The organism is Halalkaliarchaeum sp. AArc-CO, from assembly GCF_024972735.1.
In the GTDB taxonomy this organism is placed as follows: domain Archaea; phylum Halobacteriota; class Halobacteria; order Halobacteriales; family Haloferacaceae; genus Halalkaliarchaeum.
The window spans coordinates 2,340,256-2,353,294 of sequence record NZ_CP087723.1; the positions used below are offsets into that span (position 1 = coordinate 2,340,256).

Annotated in this window: 13 protein-coding genes and 1 tRNA gene; 11 read left to right on the top strand and 3 right to left on the bottom strand. The window is 64.4% G+C overall.

The genetic code is table 11. The features are described from left to right. Window positions 1-25 precede the first annotated feature (25 nt). Window positions 26-1,132 (top strand): glycosyltransferase, encoded by a 1,107-nt coding sequence (locus tag AArcCO_RS12300; RefSeq protein ID WP_259533805.1) that lies wholly within the window; start codon window positions 26-28, stop codon window positions 1,130-1,132. A gap of 52 nt (window positions 1,133-1,184) precedes the next feature. Here the strand turns inward: AArcCO_RS12300 and AArcCO_RS12305 are convergent, their stop codons facing one another. Further along, complete coding sequence (locus tag AArcCO_RS12305; protein ID WP_259533806.1) at window positions 1,185-1,649, bottom strand: hypothetical protein; 465 nt, start codon at window positions 1,647-1,649, stop codon at window positions 1,185-1,187. Window positions 1,650-1,825: 176 nt separating this feature from the next. On the opposite strand from AArcCO_RS12305, the gene AArcCO_RS12310 reads away from it, so the two are divergent. The 6 genes from AArcCO_RS12310 (at window position 1,826) to AArcCO_RS12335 (ending at window position 8,202) form a co-directional block, all read left to right on the top strand. Further along, on the top strand, window positions 1,826-3,208 hold the full coding sequence (locus AArcCO_RS12310; protein WP_259533807.1) for a restriction endonuclease: 1,383 nt from the start codon (window positions 1,826-1,828) through the stop codon (window positions 3,206-3,208). A 69-nt stretch (window positions 3,209-3,277) separates the two neighbouring features. Beyond that, window positions 3,278-4,129 carry a DUF4097 family beta strand repeat-containing protein gene (locus AArcCO_RS12315; protein ID WP_259533808.1) on the top strand — a complete coding sequence of 284 codons (852 nt, stop codon included), beginning with the start codon at window positions 3,278-3,280 and terminating at the stop codon, window positions 4,127-4,129. A 373-nt stretch (window positions 4,130-4,502) separates the two neighbouring features. Then, a tRNA-Val gene (locus AArcCO_RS12320) sits at window positions 4,503-4,577 on the top strand. Window positions 4,578-4,937: 360 nt separating this feature from the next. Next, window positions 4,938-6,335 (top strand): dihydrolipoyl dehydrogenase family protein, encoded by a 1,398-nt coding sequence (locus AArcCO_RS12325; protein ID WP_259533809.1) that lies wholly within the window; start codon window positions 4,938-4,940, stop codon window positions 6,333-6,335. 90 nt (window positions 6,336-6,425) lie between these two features. Beyond that, window positions 6,426-7,118, top strand: a complete 693-nt coding sequence (locus AArcCO_RS12330) for a hypothetical protein (RefSeq protein WP_259533810.1) — start codon at window positions 6,426-6,428, stop codon at window positions 7,116-7,118. Window positions 7,119-7,218: 100 nt separating this feature from the next. Then, the gene (locus AArcCO_RS12335; RefSeq protein ID WP_259533811.1) at window positions 7,219-8,202 is read left to right on the top strand and encodes a PAS domain S-box protein; all 984 of its coding nucleotides are present in this window, start codon (window positions 7,219-7,221) and stop codon (window positions 8,200-8,202) included. A 122-nt stretch (window positions 8,203-8,324) separates the two neighbouring features. On the opposite strand, the gene sppA is transcribed toward AArcCO_RS12335, so the two are convergent. After that, entirely contained in the window at window positions 8,325-9,335 is a 1,011-nt protein-coding gene (gene sppA, locus AArcCO_RS12340; RefSeq protein ID WP_259533812.1) for a signal peptide peptidase SppA, read from the bottom strand. A 164-nt stretch (window positions 9,336-9,499) separates the two neighbouring features. Beyond that, window positions 9,500-10,423: a coiled-coil protein gene (locus AArcCO_RS12345; protein WP_259533813.1), complete on the bottom strand. Its 924-nt coding sequence runs from the start codon at window positions 10,421-10,423 to the stop codon at window positions 9,500-9,502. A gap of 344 nt (window positions 10,424-10,767) precedes the next feature. Between AArcCO_RS12345 and AArcCO_RS12350 the strand changes: the two genes are divergently transcribed. From AArcCO_RS12350 to AArcCO_RS12365, 4 genes are all read left to right on the top strand, one after another. Further along, complete coding sequence (locus tag AArcCO_RS12350; protein WP_259533814.1) at window positions 10,768-11,139, top strand: methylglyoxal synthase; 372 nt, start codon at window positions 10,768-10,770, stop codon at window positions 11,137-11,139. 88 nt (window positions 11,140-11,227) lie between these two features. After that, window positions 11,228-11,857, top strand: coding sequence for a helix-turn-helix domain-containing protein (locus AArcCO_RS12355; protein WP_259533815.1), 630 nt, complete (start codon window positions 11,228-11,230; stop codon window positions 11,855-11,857). A 35-nt stretch (window positions 11,858-11,892) separates the two neighbouring features. After that, window positions 11,893-12,477, top strand: a complete 585-nt coding sequence (locus tag AArcCO_RS12360; protein WP_259533816.1) for a DUF7332 family protein — start codon at window positions 11,893-11,895, stop codon at window positions 12,475-12,477. A gap of 102 nt (window positions 12,478-12,579) precedes the next feature. Beyond that, a complete protein-coding gene (locus tag AArcCO_RS12365) occupies window positions 12,580-13,038 on the top strand; it encodes a PaaI family thioesterase (RefSeq protein WP_259533817.1) in 459 nt (152 codons plus the stop codon). Window position 13,039: the final 1 nt, after the last annotated feature.

The window sequence follows — 13,039 nt, forward strand, 5'->3', positions numbered from 1 at the left end:
CGCTCGTGAAGCCGGATCCGAACCCATGTACCGTGTCGCCGCGTTCACGGACACGTATCTCCCCACGGTCAACGGGGTAACGTACACGGTTCGGACGTGGGCGCGCCACTGGCGCGCGCGTGGCGGCCGGATGGACGTGGTGTACCCCGACGCGCCGGATCGGGATCCCGACGTGGGTGAGTATCCCGTCGAAAGCCTCCCGTTCCCCTTTTATGAGGGGTTCCGGGTCGGCGTGCCGTCGATCCCCGCCGACGTCGCCACGCCGGATCTGGTGCACGCACACACCCCGTTCGCGCTCGGGCTTGCCGCGCGCCGGCTCGCCGGCGGCGCGTCGGTTCCGCTGGTTGTCTCGTACCACACGCCGACCCCGGAGTACGCCCCGTATCTCTCCGGGGACTCCCGGGTCGAATCCTGGATCAGGCGTACCGCAGCGGCGTACGAACGGTGGGTGCTCGGGGCGGCAGACGCCGTCGTGGTCCCGAGTGAACCCACCGCGGCCGAGGTGCGCGAGCGGACGGGCATCGAGGAGCTGTTCGTCGTCCCGAACGGCGTCGACACCGACCGGTTCGCGCCGGCCGACGACGTCGATGTCAGGGCGTTCCGACGACGACACGACCTGGACTCCGGACCGCTCGTGGGCTACACCGGCCGGCACGGCTACGAGAAGCGACTCACGGAGATCCCGCCGGCGATCGCCGACCTCGACGTCACGCTCGTGGTCGCCGGCGACGGGCCCGCCCGCGAGGAGTTCGAACGGGCCGTCCGGCACCACGACATCGACGCCAGGTTCCTTGGATTCCTCGATCGGGGAGAGCTACCGACGTTCTACTCCGCGCTGTCGGCGTTCCTGTTCCCGAGTCCCGTCGAGACCCAGGGGCTCGTCGCGCTGGAGGCGAACGCCTGCGGCACGCCAGTCGTCGGCGTCGACGCCGGCGCGCTCACCGAGACGATCGAGGAAGGAGTTACCGGCTATCGGTACCCCGAGGGCGACACCGAAGAGTTCGGGGACGCGATCGAACGGACTCTCTCGGAGAACGCGACGCTGTCCCGGCGGTGCCTCGACCGACGGGATGAGATCTGCGTCGAACGGTCCCTCGACACGCTGCGTGACGTGTACGAACGCCTGGTTTGAACGAGTATGTCGCACTCCTACGGCGGCCGGTCGCACGCCCGCGCGACCCAGTTCAGTCGTCGTCTTCCAGCGCCTGCGCGATCCGCTGGAGCTGTCGAGTGACGTCGCGCACCTCGTCGCGGAGCTGCCGGATCTCACGGACGACCTCCTCGTTGCCGGCACCCTCCGACCCGCGCTCGCCACGCTCTCCGGGGGCACCCGGCGGGCCGCCCATGCCGCCACCCGGGCCGCCGCCCATCATGCCACTCATCATCTGTGCGAAGGGGTTGCCACCGCCCATACCGCCGCCGGGACCCCCACCCATCATCTCCTCGGGGGACGGGCGTTCGGGGTCACCGCCCTCTTCGCGTTCCTGTTGCCGGCGCTCGCGGATCTCCTCGACCCGTTCGCGGAACGACTTCTCCTCCTCGTCGCCGTCGCCGTTTCCGCCCTCGTCCGCCCCGGCCGGATCGGCAGTCTCTGTCTCCTCGACGTCTTCTCGCGTCTCGTCGGCGTCGTCGGCTGGATCGTCTGCCATGGCTCCCCGTTCGGTACTGCGACCGAAAAGCGTTGTTCATCGGAACCGGAAACTTGCCGTGGAGACGAACGCGTTCGGGTGGCGACACCACGTTTTATACTCCGGGGATCGAACGACTCCGCCGTGACGCGAACGAGTGGATTTAGGGCGAGGACCACCCGAGGCCGTCGGCGACGATGACGCTGCTCGACGAGCTATCGGGGTTCGAGTTCGAGGAACTGATGGTCGACGTCTTCCGACATCAGGGGTACGACGACGTCCGGCAGGCGGTGCGGACGGCCGACGAAGGCCGGGACGTCACGATGATCGATCGGTCCGAGGCCGGTCCGCCGACCGGCGTCGTCGTCGAGTGCAAGCACACCGACACCGTCGGGCGCCCCGTCGTCCAGAAGCTCCATTCGGCGGTGAAGACGTACGACTTCGACGGGCCGAAACGGGGGATGGTGGCGACGACCGGACGGTTCACCGGCCCGGCCCAGGAGTACGCCCAGCGCGTGTCCGACGCGCCCGGCGACGTCGACATCGACCTGCTCGGTGGTCGAAAGCTGCGGGAGATCGGCGAGGAGATCGGGATGGACCTGAAGAACGGCCGGATCGAGGTGCTGTGTGAGGAGTCGCTCGCGCCGCCGGCGGAAGGCGAGGCGATCCGTCGAGTCAGGGAGTCCGCCGGGCGCGTGTCGAATCTGGAGCCGGACTCGACGATCCGCCCGGAAACAGGGATGGAGCTGTTTCCGACACTGGTGATCGATACGGAAGTAACAGCAGTCTTCGAGACGTCGGTCGGAGTCATTCACGCCATCGACGACCGGGACCGATTTCTCGTGCGGGCCGACCGGGACGGGCCGGGGATTCTGACCGATCGAGTCGAACAGTTCGTGATCGCCGGTTTCGCCGGTACCGTTCCGATCGAGGAGCTCCAGGAGCGTGCCCGGGGTGGGGACGCACCGCCGGTGGAGTCAGTCGGCCGGTTCTGGCTCACCGAAACGGAATACAAAGACTGGGCAGTCGAACGACAGTGCGATCGCTACGAGACGACCGTCCAGTACACGGGCGACAACAACGTCACCTACGAACGGACGTGCACGCCGAACCGCTCGGACGTGATCGTCACGGACGTCGAACCCGTGTACGTGCCACACGTGAAAGCGACCGCAGAACTCGGAGAGTACGCCTACGACCACGCGACGTTTGCGTCCGACGACGACGCCGTCGTCCTCGTAAACGAGTACGACCGCTGCGTCCACTGCGGGGACGCGAACGACGAACGGACGTTCGGGGACGGTGCGCTCACCTACTGTGAGAACTGCGGGAGCATCAACTGCGACGATCACGTCCGGACGGAACGGCTCGTCGACGAGCCGGTGTGTACGGGCTGTTCGGTGACCGGGACGTTCTTCTTCGCAACGAAACACTTCTACGACGAGGAGAACCTGGAGGCGTTCAGCGAGGAGTACGCGGCGATGCCGTTCTATCGGAAACCGCTCGAGAACCCGAAGCTGGTTGCGGCCGTCGGCGTCGCGCTTGCGGTACTTTTGGCACTCGCAATCGCGGCCGTGTGACGGCTGAGTCGAGAAGAGAACGCGAGAGTGTTCGACAACGGTTTTGTGGTAGGGGAACACCTCGACGGTATGGACGGTCAAGAGTGCGGTGACATTGCCGACGGCAGGACCGTCGGGCGGCGACCGTTCCTAGCGGCGACCACAGCCTGGGGAAGCCTGGCGGTATCGGGCTGTGTCGGGCGACCGTGGGGGGAAGAGCAGACAACCGCGTGGACCGAACAGTACGATCCACCTGGCGGGGGACAGGTGACCGTCGAGAACATCGACGGGCCGGTCACGGTGCGTGGAGCGGACAGAGGAACGATCGAGCTGTCAGTCGAGAAGCGATCGACGGACGGGGACGCGCTCGACCGGAGCCGCGTTCGCGCCGAACACGACGGCGACGGGTTCGCCGTCCGGGCCGAACACGTCGACGGTCCCGGAGCCGAGCCGCCGACAGTCGAACTCCTCGTCACGGTGCCACGCACCTATCCGGTCGAGCGAGTGTGGACGGTAAACGGCGACGTGAGCGTCGACGGAACCAGGGGCGACCTGTGGACGGGAACCGTCAACGGCGACGTCGACGTCGACGGCGTTCGTGGGTACGTGACGATCGAGGCGAAGAACGGTGATCTGTCGGCCACTCGGACGACCGGGATCGACGACCTCTCGGTGTCGAACGGGGACGTCGACGCCGACGTCAGAGCGATCCGGAGCGACAGCCGGATCGAGACGACGAACGGAGACGTCGACGTCAGACTCGGCCCCGGACTCGACGCCGAAATACGGGCGGAGGCGACGAGCGGGCGCGTCGATGCCGACGGCGTCCCGCTGGAGAACGCGAGCCGTGTCCCGAGAACGGCGACCGGCTCACTCGGGGAGGGAAGCCGCCAGTTGACCGCCGAAACGGCGAACGGCGTCGTGACGCTGTCGATGCTTTGAGGCCGATCGAGGGGGATCTCTCGGTCGAAAAGGCAAGTCCGTCACGCAGGCAGAAACCACAACCGTGACAGCGGGGGGCGGGCGTGACGGACTCGTGGAGGGGCAGCGTCTGTGGGTGACGCCGTGGGGGGCAGGGGGGATGACGACACCCGTCGAACGGGGACTGAGAGGGCCGAAGCGGGTGTCGCAGTTTCACGTAGCGATGGAATCAGTATATAACTACCTTAGACACAAACGCGCGTTTTAGCTATCCGAATATCGCCCGGCCGAAGCGTGATGATCCGCGAGGCCGACGGCTCCTGCGCCCCGAGTCGAAAGCTTCAATTACGTACCCGGGTAACCAGAAGATGCGCCGAAGAAACGCAGACAGACCGGGTTGGTGGTCTAGTCTGGTTATGACACCTCCTTGACATGGAGGAGGCCGGCGGTTCAAATCCGCCCCAACCCATTTCTCGGCGGCGCAACGCGACGAGCGGAGCGAGGCGTGAGCGGAGCGAACGCCTCGAAAACGCGAACGGCGAAGCCGTGAGCGGAGCGAGGAGCCGCGCCGCCGTGAATGGTTCTCTGGACGGATTTGAATCCGGGGAGTCGCAGCCCGGAAGCGCAGCGAAGTTGGTTTGCTTTGAAGCGCTGAGGTATGGATAAGAGACAGTCCTCAACAGTCTATCCATGAGACTCTCGTGAGAAAAGATGATTCAACCTCCACTTCGAGATATCATACTCGCGGCTCTCATTTCGACCGAGAATTGGTTGTGTACAGTATACCCAATACAAAACAATTATCTTGGGACACACCATACCGGCAGTCATGGCAGTACACGTCGCAGTCATCGGCGCGTATGGGAGCGCCGGGGCTGCCGTCGCAGACAGGCTCGCTTCGGAACCGAACGTCAGGCTCACCTTGATCGACGACGGGGATCCCGGTGGCGGACTGTGCATTCTTGCCGGGTGTATGCCCTCGAAAGAACTACTCTCGGCGACCGAGCGCCGGTTTGCCGCCCGAACCGACGATCGTCTCCGGGGGGACGCCCCCGAACTGAATATCGAACAGGTGATCGGAAAGAAAAACGAGAACATCTCGGCGTACGCGAACCGGCGACGGTCGCACATCCAGGGACTGGCCGAACGGGACGGCGTCACTCTCCGACGGGAGACGGCGAAGTTTCTCGATGAACGACGGCTGGCCGTCGGCGACGACGTCCTCGAACCCGACTACGTCGTGGTCGCCACCGGATCGGCACCAAACGTCCCGCCGGTCCCTGGGATCGAGGATATTCCCTTCCGGACAAGTGCCGACGTCCTCGATGCAACCGAGTTCGGCGAGTCGGGACTGGTGATCGGATTGGGCGTAATCGGCCTGGAGCTCGTTCCGTACCTCTCGGAAGCGGCGGGCATGGACCTGACCGTCGTCGAACAGCTCCCGCAGATCCTTCCTGACGCGGATCCGGAGTTCGGCGCGGAACTCGTCGAGCAGTACAGCGAGCAGTTCGACATTGACATCCACCTCGGTACCGAAACGAAGCAACTGGAGGAAACCGGCGGCGGCGTTCGGGCTGTAATCGACAACGGGGAGGAGACTGCTCTCGAAGCCGACGAACTGTTCGTCTTCACCGGCCGGAAGCCGGCACTGGACAACCTCGGCCTCGAGGCGACGGCGCTCACCCCCGAGCCGGGGTGGATCGACGACACGATGCAGGCCCGCGACGACGATCGCGTGTTCGTGGTCGGCGACGCCAACGGTCGGGAGCCGATCCTGCACGTCGCCAAGGAGGAGGCGCTGGTCGCCGCTGAAAACGTCCTGCGTCACCACGATGGGGAACCACTCGAATCATACGAGAACGTCACCCATCAGGTCATCTTCACCGGCCTCGGCGACCTGCCGTACGCCCGCCTCGGACACACCGCCGACTCCGCGCGCGAAGCCGGCCACGACCCGATCGTGGTCCGTCAGGACGTCGCGGGGCTCGGTGTCTTCCGGAGCCGGAACTACACCGAGGGAATGGCGACACTCGTCGTGGACGAGGATGGCACCGTCCTCGGGTACCAGGGGCTGCATCCTGATGCTGACGTGATGGCGAAGACGATGCAGGTGATCATCGAGCTACAACTGGACGTCCACGAAATCCCCGACCGGGCGTACCACCCGACGACACCTGAAATCCTCGATGGGCTGTTCACCGACGCAGTGGCGGAACTCGAGGGGTAAACCGCTTGGGGGGTTGGGAACTGTACTATCGAAAACACTTCCTCTAGACACCCGGAAGTTATATCAATATACAATCAAATCACCCGGTCGATGTCCGGTGCAACGATCGAATTCCGGTTCGAGTCCCCTGCGGACGAACGGCTGTTTCTCCGGGAGTATCTCGCCCCGGCGTGGCCGCGGTTCCAGACGAGCGAGAGCTGGGAGACCGGCTGGTACTGGGCGTACGGACAGTTCGCTCCATACGACTCGGGCCCGGATGGCGGTCTCGTGCGACTGGTGTTCGAAGGGTCTCCCGACGAGCTCGTCGACGCGGAGGCCGGTCGGTGGACCGGGTTCGAGGGGCTCGTCGGCTGGGAACTCACGAGATACGACGAGGAGGGATACGACAGTCTCCTCGAACAGCAGCGTGACGCGAAGGGCGACGTCGGGGGGGAGTGGGATTATCGACTGAAACCGCTCGTGTCGGAGTTCTCACTCTCCTATCTTCGGGCGTTCGATGAACCCTTGCCGGTCGTCGGCGACCGAAACGAGGACAACCCCGTCGGATTCGGACTCTGGGCGGTGATCCATTACGCGATGATCCAGTGTGGCCACGACTGGTACGACGAAACCCGTGCCTGTCAGATGGCCCTGAAAAACCGGTTGCAGTCGATTGCCGCCTACCGCGGGGCAGATGCCGCCAGGACGGAGTACGACCGACTGCTCAAGGAGTGGCGAGACCACCGCGAGGAACTGACCCAGTGGCTCGAGGACAATCCGACTGGAGAAACGACGCTCGAGTGAATTCGGGAGCCGGACCGACGAGCTGTCGGTCGATCGGTCGACAGCGAGCCCACCTGTTCGATCCGGGGGAGCTAAGTTGGACTGCGTTGACATCAAAACGATGGTCGACGCCCGGGAGCTCCTGAATCACACGCTAGACGTCGTCTCCGTCCTCGACGAGGACGGAACTGTGCTCTACGAGACCCCGTCGGTAGCGCACCTGCTCGGCTACGAGCACGAAACGCTGGTCGGCGAGACCATCTTCGAGTACATCCACCCCGAGGACAGGGACCTGGTCGCCGAACTGTTCCAGGAAATCAAAGAACGGCCGGAAGACGACCACGAGCGCGTCGAGTTCCGGATGCGACACGCAGACGGTGCCTGGGTGTGGGTCGAGTCGATCGGCGCACCCCGTCCGGAGCCGGAGTCAACGCACGTCGTTGTAAGCACTCGCGACGTCACCGAACGAAAGCGCAAGGAGCGGCGCCTCGAGAAGTTCTCCGGGATCGTGTCCCACGACCTCCGCAATCCGCTGAACGTGGCCGAAGGTCGACTGGCGCTGGCGATGGAGGAGTGTGACAGCGAACACCTCGAACACGTCCAGCGAGCACTCGACCGAATGGAACACCTGATCGACGACACACTCGCGCTCGCTCGTCAGGGCCGGACTGCCGCTGATCCCGAACCCGTCGCGCTCCCGGCACTGATCGACCGCTGCTGGCAGATGGTCGACACGGAAGCTGCCACCTTACGGCAAGAAGTGGACGGCTCCGTCCGCGGGGATCCGGAGTCGCTCAAACAGCTGTTCGAGAACCTGATCCGGAACGCAATCAACCACGGTGGCGACGGGGTCACCGTCCGAGTAGGGCGGATCGACGACACTGGACTGTTTTTCGAAGACGACGGTCCCGGGATCCCCGAACCCGTCCGCGATCGTGTCACCGAACCGGGGTACACGACGACGTCGGACGGGACCGGGTTCGGGCTCGCGATCGTCGAGGAAATCGTCGAGGGGCACGGATGGAGCCTCTCGATCGCGGAAAGCGATATGGGCGACACCGGCGCCCGGTTCGAGATGAGGGGCGTCGAGTTCGTCCGAGACTGAACCCCCGTTATCAGTTGTTGGCAATGTGATTTACTTTAGTTAGCTCGGAACGCGTAAACTGGCGTTCCGAACTCGATTACCGCGGATTCGTATATAAACCTGAGTCATATTGCCAACTACTGTTATAGTCGGAGTTCCGGCGACTCCTCCCCGACGATCCGGTCGGCGATACCTGCACCCAGCGCGTAGGCGACACTTCGGGCGCCGATGCCGATCCGTTCGGGGAGCGACCGCTGCGGTTCGAACGGCTGGACGCGCGCCTCCGGGACGTCGATCAGTTCCTCGACGTGATCGCGGACGTCCTCGCGGGTCCCCAGTTCGTCGACGAGTCCGAGTTCGTGGGCCTCCTCGCCCAGATACACCCGCGCTTCGGTCTCCCGAACGAACTCCGGATCAAGATCACGTCCCTCGGCGACTCGCTCTACGAAGCTGTCGTAGAAGTCGTCGGTGAGTCCCTGGAGATACTCCCGCTCGTCGTCGTCCATTTCCTTGAGCAACGTGCCGGCGTCCTTGAACTTCCCGGCGGCGAACCGCTCGTAGGAGAGCCCGACCTTCTCCGCCAGTTCGGCCGCGTTCACCCGAGAGCTTATGACCCCGATCGAGCCGACGAGGCTGGCGTCCCTGGCCCACAGTTCGTCACAGCCCGACGCGATCCAGTAACCCCCCGAAGCGCAGACGTCGGTAGCGTACGCGACGGTCGGCCCCTCGAACTCCATCGCCGCCCGGCGGATGTCGTCGCTGGGCAGGACCTCGCCTCCGGGAGTGTTCAGCTCCAGCATCAACGCGTCGACGGCGTCGTCGGCGTCGGCGAGTTCGATCTGTTCGACGATGTCGTCGGCGGGCGTCCCCATCCCCCGGGCGACAGGGTTCGGGTTGCCGCCGTCGCGGGTGATCGGGCCGTCGACGCTCACCTCCGCGACGTTGTAATCGGCGATCGTCGACCGGACGACCATCGCCGCGATCCGGAGCAGGATCAACGCGAGCACGATCGTGAGCACGACACCGCCGAGATCGACCAGCGATTCCACGAACCAGACGAAGACAGTGTACCCGATCGCGACTGCGGCGGCGGCGACCACCACGAACGCGAGGAGGCCGACGATCGACCGGGTCCTGGGAGTCGTTCGAACCATACTCGCAAGTGGCCGGCGGCTCAGTTAAAAGAGTCACGTTGGGGACGATCGAAAACCCACGGGCGAATCGACCGGGCGGAACCGCAAGCGCGCTCGTCCGACGGACGGACGGCGCTCCGGCGACGAGCGCTCCGGCGACGAGCGCTCCGGCGACGACGGTCTCCCTACAGCAGTCCCGTCTTCTGGAGCTTCATCAGGTCCTCGGTATCGAGGGTCTCGCCTTCCTTGAACTTCTGGTAGATCTCCTCGGCTTCCTTCTTCTCTTCTTCCATCTCCTTTTCGCGCTCGTCCTTGCGCTCCTTTTCCTCTTCCTTGTCGAGTTCGCGGAGCCGCTTTTGGACGCGAACGAAGTCTTCGTGGTGTTTGTCGGCGGCCTCCTGGGCCTCGACGAACAGCTCGTGCATTGCGTCGGCCTCGTCGCGGACGTCGTCGGCCTCGCGATAGGCCTCGATCATCTTGTTGTGGTGTTCCTGGGCCTTGTCCGCGAGCTCGGTCACCTTCTGGTGGTGTTTCGAGGCCTCCGACCGGACCTCCTCGGCCTCCTCGATGAGCCCTTCCAGGTCACCGCCTTCGTCGAGCTTCTCTTTTTTCTCCGCGAGCTTCTCGCGCTTCTCCTCGATCTTCTCGATGAGTTCGCGCTCGTCCTCCGCCGAGAGCACCTCCGTCTGCTGTCGGAACTCGAGCTGCTCGATCTCCTCTTCGAGCTCCTCGATCGACTTTCCGTCCGACAGCTCCAGGTCCTGTTTGCGCTGTTCGACCTCGTCGAACAGCTCGTTGGCGTCGGCGTTGAGCTCGTTGCGCTTTTCTTTGTGCTCTTGGACCTGTTCGTTGAGCTCGTCGCGCTTCTCGCGGTGCTCCTGAGCCTCGTCGACCTTCTCCCGCGTTTTCGCGTTGAGATCGTCGCGTTTCGACGCCCGTTCGGACGCCATCTGGTTGAGCTCGTTTCGTCGGTCCCGAAGCTGGCCAGCCTTCTTGATGAGCTGCCCCTTCGAGTCGTTTTCCAGTTCCTCTTCGGAAACGTCGACGTTGTTCGATTCTTGTAGCTGCGATACGTCGTACTCGTCGAGTACGTCCTGTTTCGTTACCATGCGTAGTATGACCTCGATACCATCACCGCTCCGGACACACCAGCGGCTGCGTGGCGTGCATCCGACCGTGGGTAAGAACTCCCGATCATTTTTCGCGCGATGCCACCAGTGCCGGAGGCTTCTGGTAGTTCCCATTACAGTACACCCACATAAAAATACTTCGGTGCCCTCGTGCGTGAAAACGCTTGCCACACGGGCTGAAACCCCCGTGTGAAGCACCCGCAGGGTATTCGATCCCGCTGTGAAATCACATAAATGTTCGACGGTCGACCGACCCACGCAACGACGAGGCGAACGCGACGTCGACCGACAATCGCTTGTGAGCCCGGCATAGACCTCGAACAATGCGGCTTGCACTCATTGCACACGACGAGAAAAAACCCGAGATGATCCAGTTCGCGCGCGAAAACCACGCCGCGCTGTCCGACTGTGAACTGTTCGCCACGGGAACGACGGGGAAACGGCTGCGGGAGGAAGCCGACCTGACGGTCGAACGGAAGGCCTCCGGGCCGCTGGGCGGCGACCTCCAGATCGGTGCCGCCATCGCGGACGGGCGGTGTGACGGCGTCGTGTTCCTCCGGGACCCACTCACGGCGCAGCCACACGAGCCCGACATCTCCGCGCTGTTGCGGATCTGTGACGTCCACGACGTGCCACTTTCGACGAACCTGGCCTCCGCAGAGTTGCTGGTCGACGGCCTGTTGAACGACGGCTGACACCTCGAAAACACCGTTGTATGGCGGGCTTTTTTACAATATGAGAATCGTCCGCGCCGTTTTGAGTGTCCCTTGCATAACTGTGCGTATGACTGGACTTCGTGCGGAGTTGGCCGTCTCCGACCCGGGGAACTGCCCGCTCGCGTCGCTGTCGCGGGACGTCTCCGGAACGCTCGAGAACGTAAACTGGACCCACTCGAACGGGGACCCCGTCACCGAGGAGTTCTCCACCGACATCGAACTCGACGACGAGGACTCGGTTCCGGTGTTTTCAGAGGGCCACAAACAGACGTACCACATCGAGCGCGACGCGGACCCGTGTGCGTGTGAACTCGTCGAGGGCGCAGGACATCCCCTCGCGAAAGTCGACGTTCGGGACGGGCGGCTCGCGCTCACGCTCAACCTCCCGAATGCGGACGCCCTCCGGGAGGTCGTGGCCACACTGTCGGATGTCAGCGACAGCGTCGAGGTCCAGTACCTCGTTCGCGACGCAAAAGAGGACACGAGCGACCCGGTGATCGTCGACCGCGGCGAACTCACCGACCGGCAACGGGAAGTCCTCGAAGTGGCGTACGCCGAGGGATACTTCGAGTATCCGCGGCGTTCCAGCGCCGGTGACGTCGCTGAGAAGCTCGGGATATCCCGCTCGACGTTCGCCGAGCACCTGGCTGCCGCCCAGTCCCGGCTGTTCGAGACGATCGCCGGGAACGGTCACTGAGAGCACTTATTTGAAGGCCGGTCGTTGGTCCGATGATGGCCGACCCATCCACGCGGGAGCCGGCCCTCGTTCCAGGCCTCCTGACGAGTCAAAAGAGCGCGGTCCTGTTCGTCGGAGCCACACTCGTAGTCGCTTCGTTGCTTCTGGTGGCGGGAGTCGCCATCGGAACCGCAGCGGCCACAGAAACCACCTCCCAACCAGCCCCCGACGTCGACGACGGGAGTGCCGTCGAAACGAGTGAGTCGGTCACTGACACTGAAGTCCTCGACTCGGGCTGTTTCGCGGGTGAGGGGCGAGCGTTCTCGATCGGAACCCAGGGACCACGGATCGCGATGCGACTCCATCTGTCGGTGTTGACGGACCTCGGCGAGCCCGGCTCCTTTGGCGTCGAACTCGCGGGTTCGACAGGCCAGTACGACCTGGTTCACCTGGTCGCTGGCGTGCAGTTTTCCGGCCTGGAGGACGCAGACCGGTTCCTTCGGAACCCCTTCGACGCGTTCTCGCTGGTGTACAGCTACGAACTCCGGCTACCGATGTTCGCCGACGCACCGGGGGTCGACCCGATCCACACCGAGGACGAACCGCCTCTCGAGGGGCCCGTCGGCGTCGCCGACTGCTGAACGTCCCTGCTGTCGAGTCGCCGCTCCGTCTCGAAAGAACAACCCACGGCCGGTTGTCGGCGGTTCCGCGACCTACAAGGGATCCCAGGGAGACGGACCGGTATGGACGAGGAAATCGACGAGCGTCCCCCGTTGCCCGAGGAGGCCACAGCGGTCCTCGAGCACGCAATCGAAAAGGAGCACGGCTACCTCTCCTGGCTCGGAACCGAGGTGACGGCGGTCGAACGGGGAAAGATCGTTCTCACGGTCCCGTACGACGAAAAGCTCACCAACTCCGACGGCGAGACGGTCCACGGCGGCGTCGCGGCGACCCTGATCGACACCGCCGGCGGGATCGCCCAGCAGACCTGTCTCGAGGATCCGCTCTCCTCGAGCGCCGCAACGGTGAACCTCAACGTGAACTACCTCCGGCGGGCGACCGGCGACCTCCGGGCCGTCGGGGAGGTGATCCGTCACGGCGGGACGATCGGCGTCAGCGACCTCCGCGTCGAGAGCTCGACGCCCGACGGTGACATCCGCGAGGTTGTGGTCGGCCAGGGCTCCTACCGGCTGTTCCGGTGAC

Excerpts from the sequence above, each read along its gene's own strand:
- AArcCO_RS12305 (WP_259533806.1), bottom strand. The coding sequence starts at position 1,649 with ATGGCAGACGATCCAGCCGACGACGCCGACGAGACGCGAGAAGACGTC.
- AArcCO_RS12315 (WP_259533808.1), top strand. The coding sequence starts at position 3,278 with ATGGACGGTCAAGAGTGCGGTGACATTGCCGACGGCAGGACCGTCGGG.
- AArcCO_RS12330 (WP_259533810.1), top strand. The coding sequence starts at position 6,426 with ATGTCCGGTGCAACGATCGAATTCCGGTTCGAGTCCCCTGCGGACGAA.
- AArcCO_RS12360 (WP_259533816.1), top strand. The coding sequence starts at position 11,893 with ATGGCCGACCCATCCACGCGGGAGCCGGCCCTCGTTCCAGGCCTCCTG.
- AArcCO_RS12310 (WP_259533807.1), top strand. The coding sequence starts at position 1,826 with ATGACGCTGCTCGACGAGCTATCGGGGTTCGAGTTCGAGGAACTGATG.
- sppA (WP_259533812.1), bottom strand. The coding sequence starts at position 9,335 with ATGGTTCGAACGACTCCCAGGACCCGGTCGATCGTCGGCCTCCTCGCG.
- AArcCO_RS12345 (WP_259533813.1), bottom strand. The coding sequence starts at position 10,423 with ATGGTAACGAAACAGGACGTACTCGACGAGTACGACGTATCGCAGCTA.
- AArcCO_RS12350 (WP_259533814.1), top strand. The coding sequence starts at position 10,768 with ATGCGGCTTGCACTCATTGCACACGACGAGAAAAAACCCGAGATGATC.
- AArcCO_RS12325 (WP_259533809.1), top strand. The coding sequence starts at position 4,938 with ATGGCAGTACACGTCGCAGTCATCGGCGCGTATGGGAGCGCCGGGGCT.
- AArcCO_RS12355 (WP_259533815.1), top strand. The coding sequence starts at position 11,228 with ATGACTGGACTTCGTGCGGAGTTGGCCGTCTCCGACCCGGGGAACTGC.
- AArcCO_RS12335 (WP_259533811.1), top strand. The coding sequence starts at position 7,219 with ATGGTCGACGCCCGGGAGCTCCTGAATCACACGCTAGACGTCGTCTCC.
- AArcCO_RS12300 (WP_259533805.1), top strand. The coding sequence starts at position 26 with ATGTACCGTGTCGCCGCGTTCACGGACACGTATCTCCCCACGGTCAAC.
- AArcCO_RS12365 (WP_259533817.1), top strand. The coding sequence starts at position 12,580 with ATGGACGAGGAAATCGACGAGCGTCCCCCGTTGCCCGAGGAGGCCACA.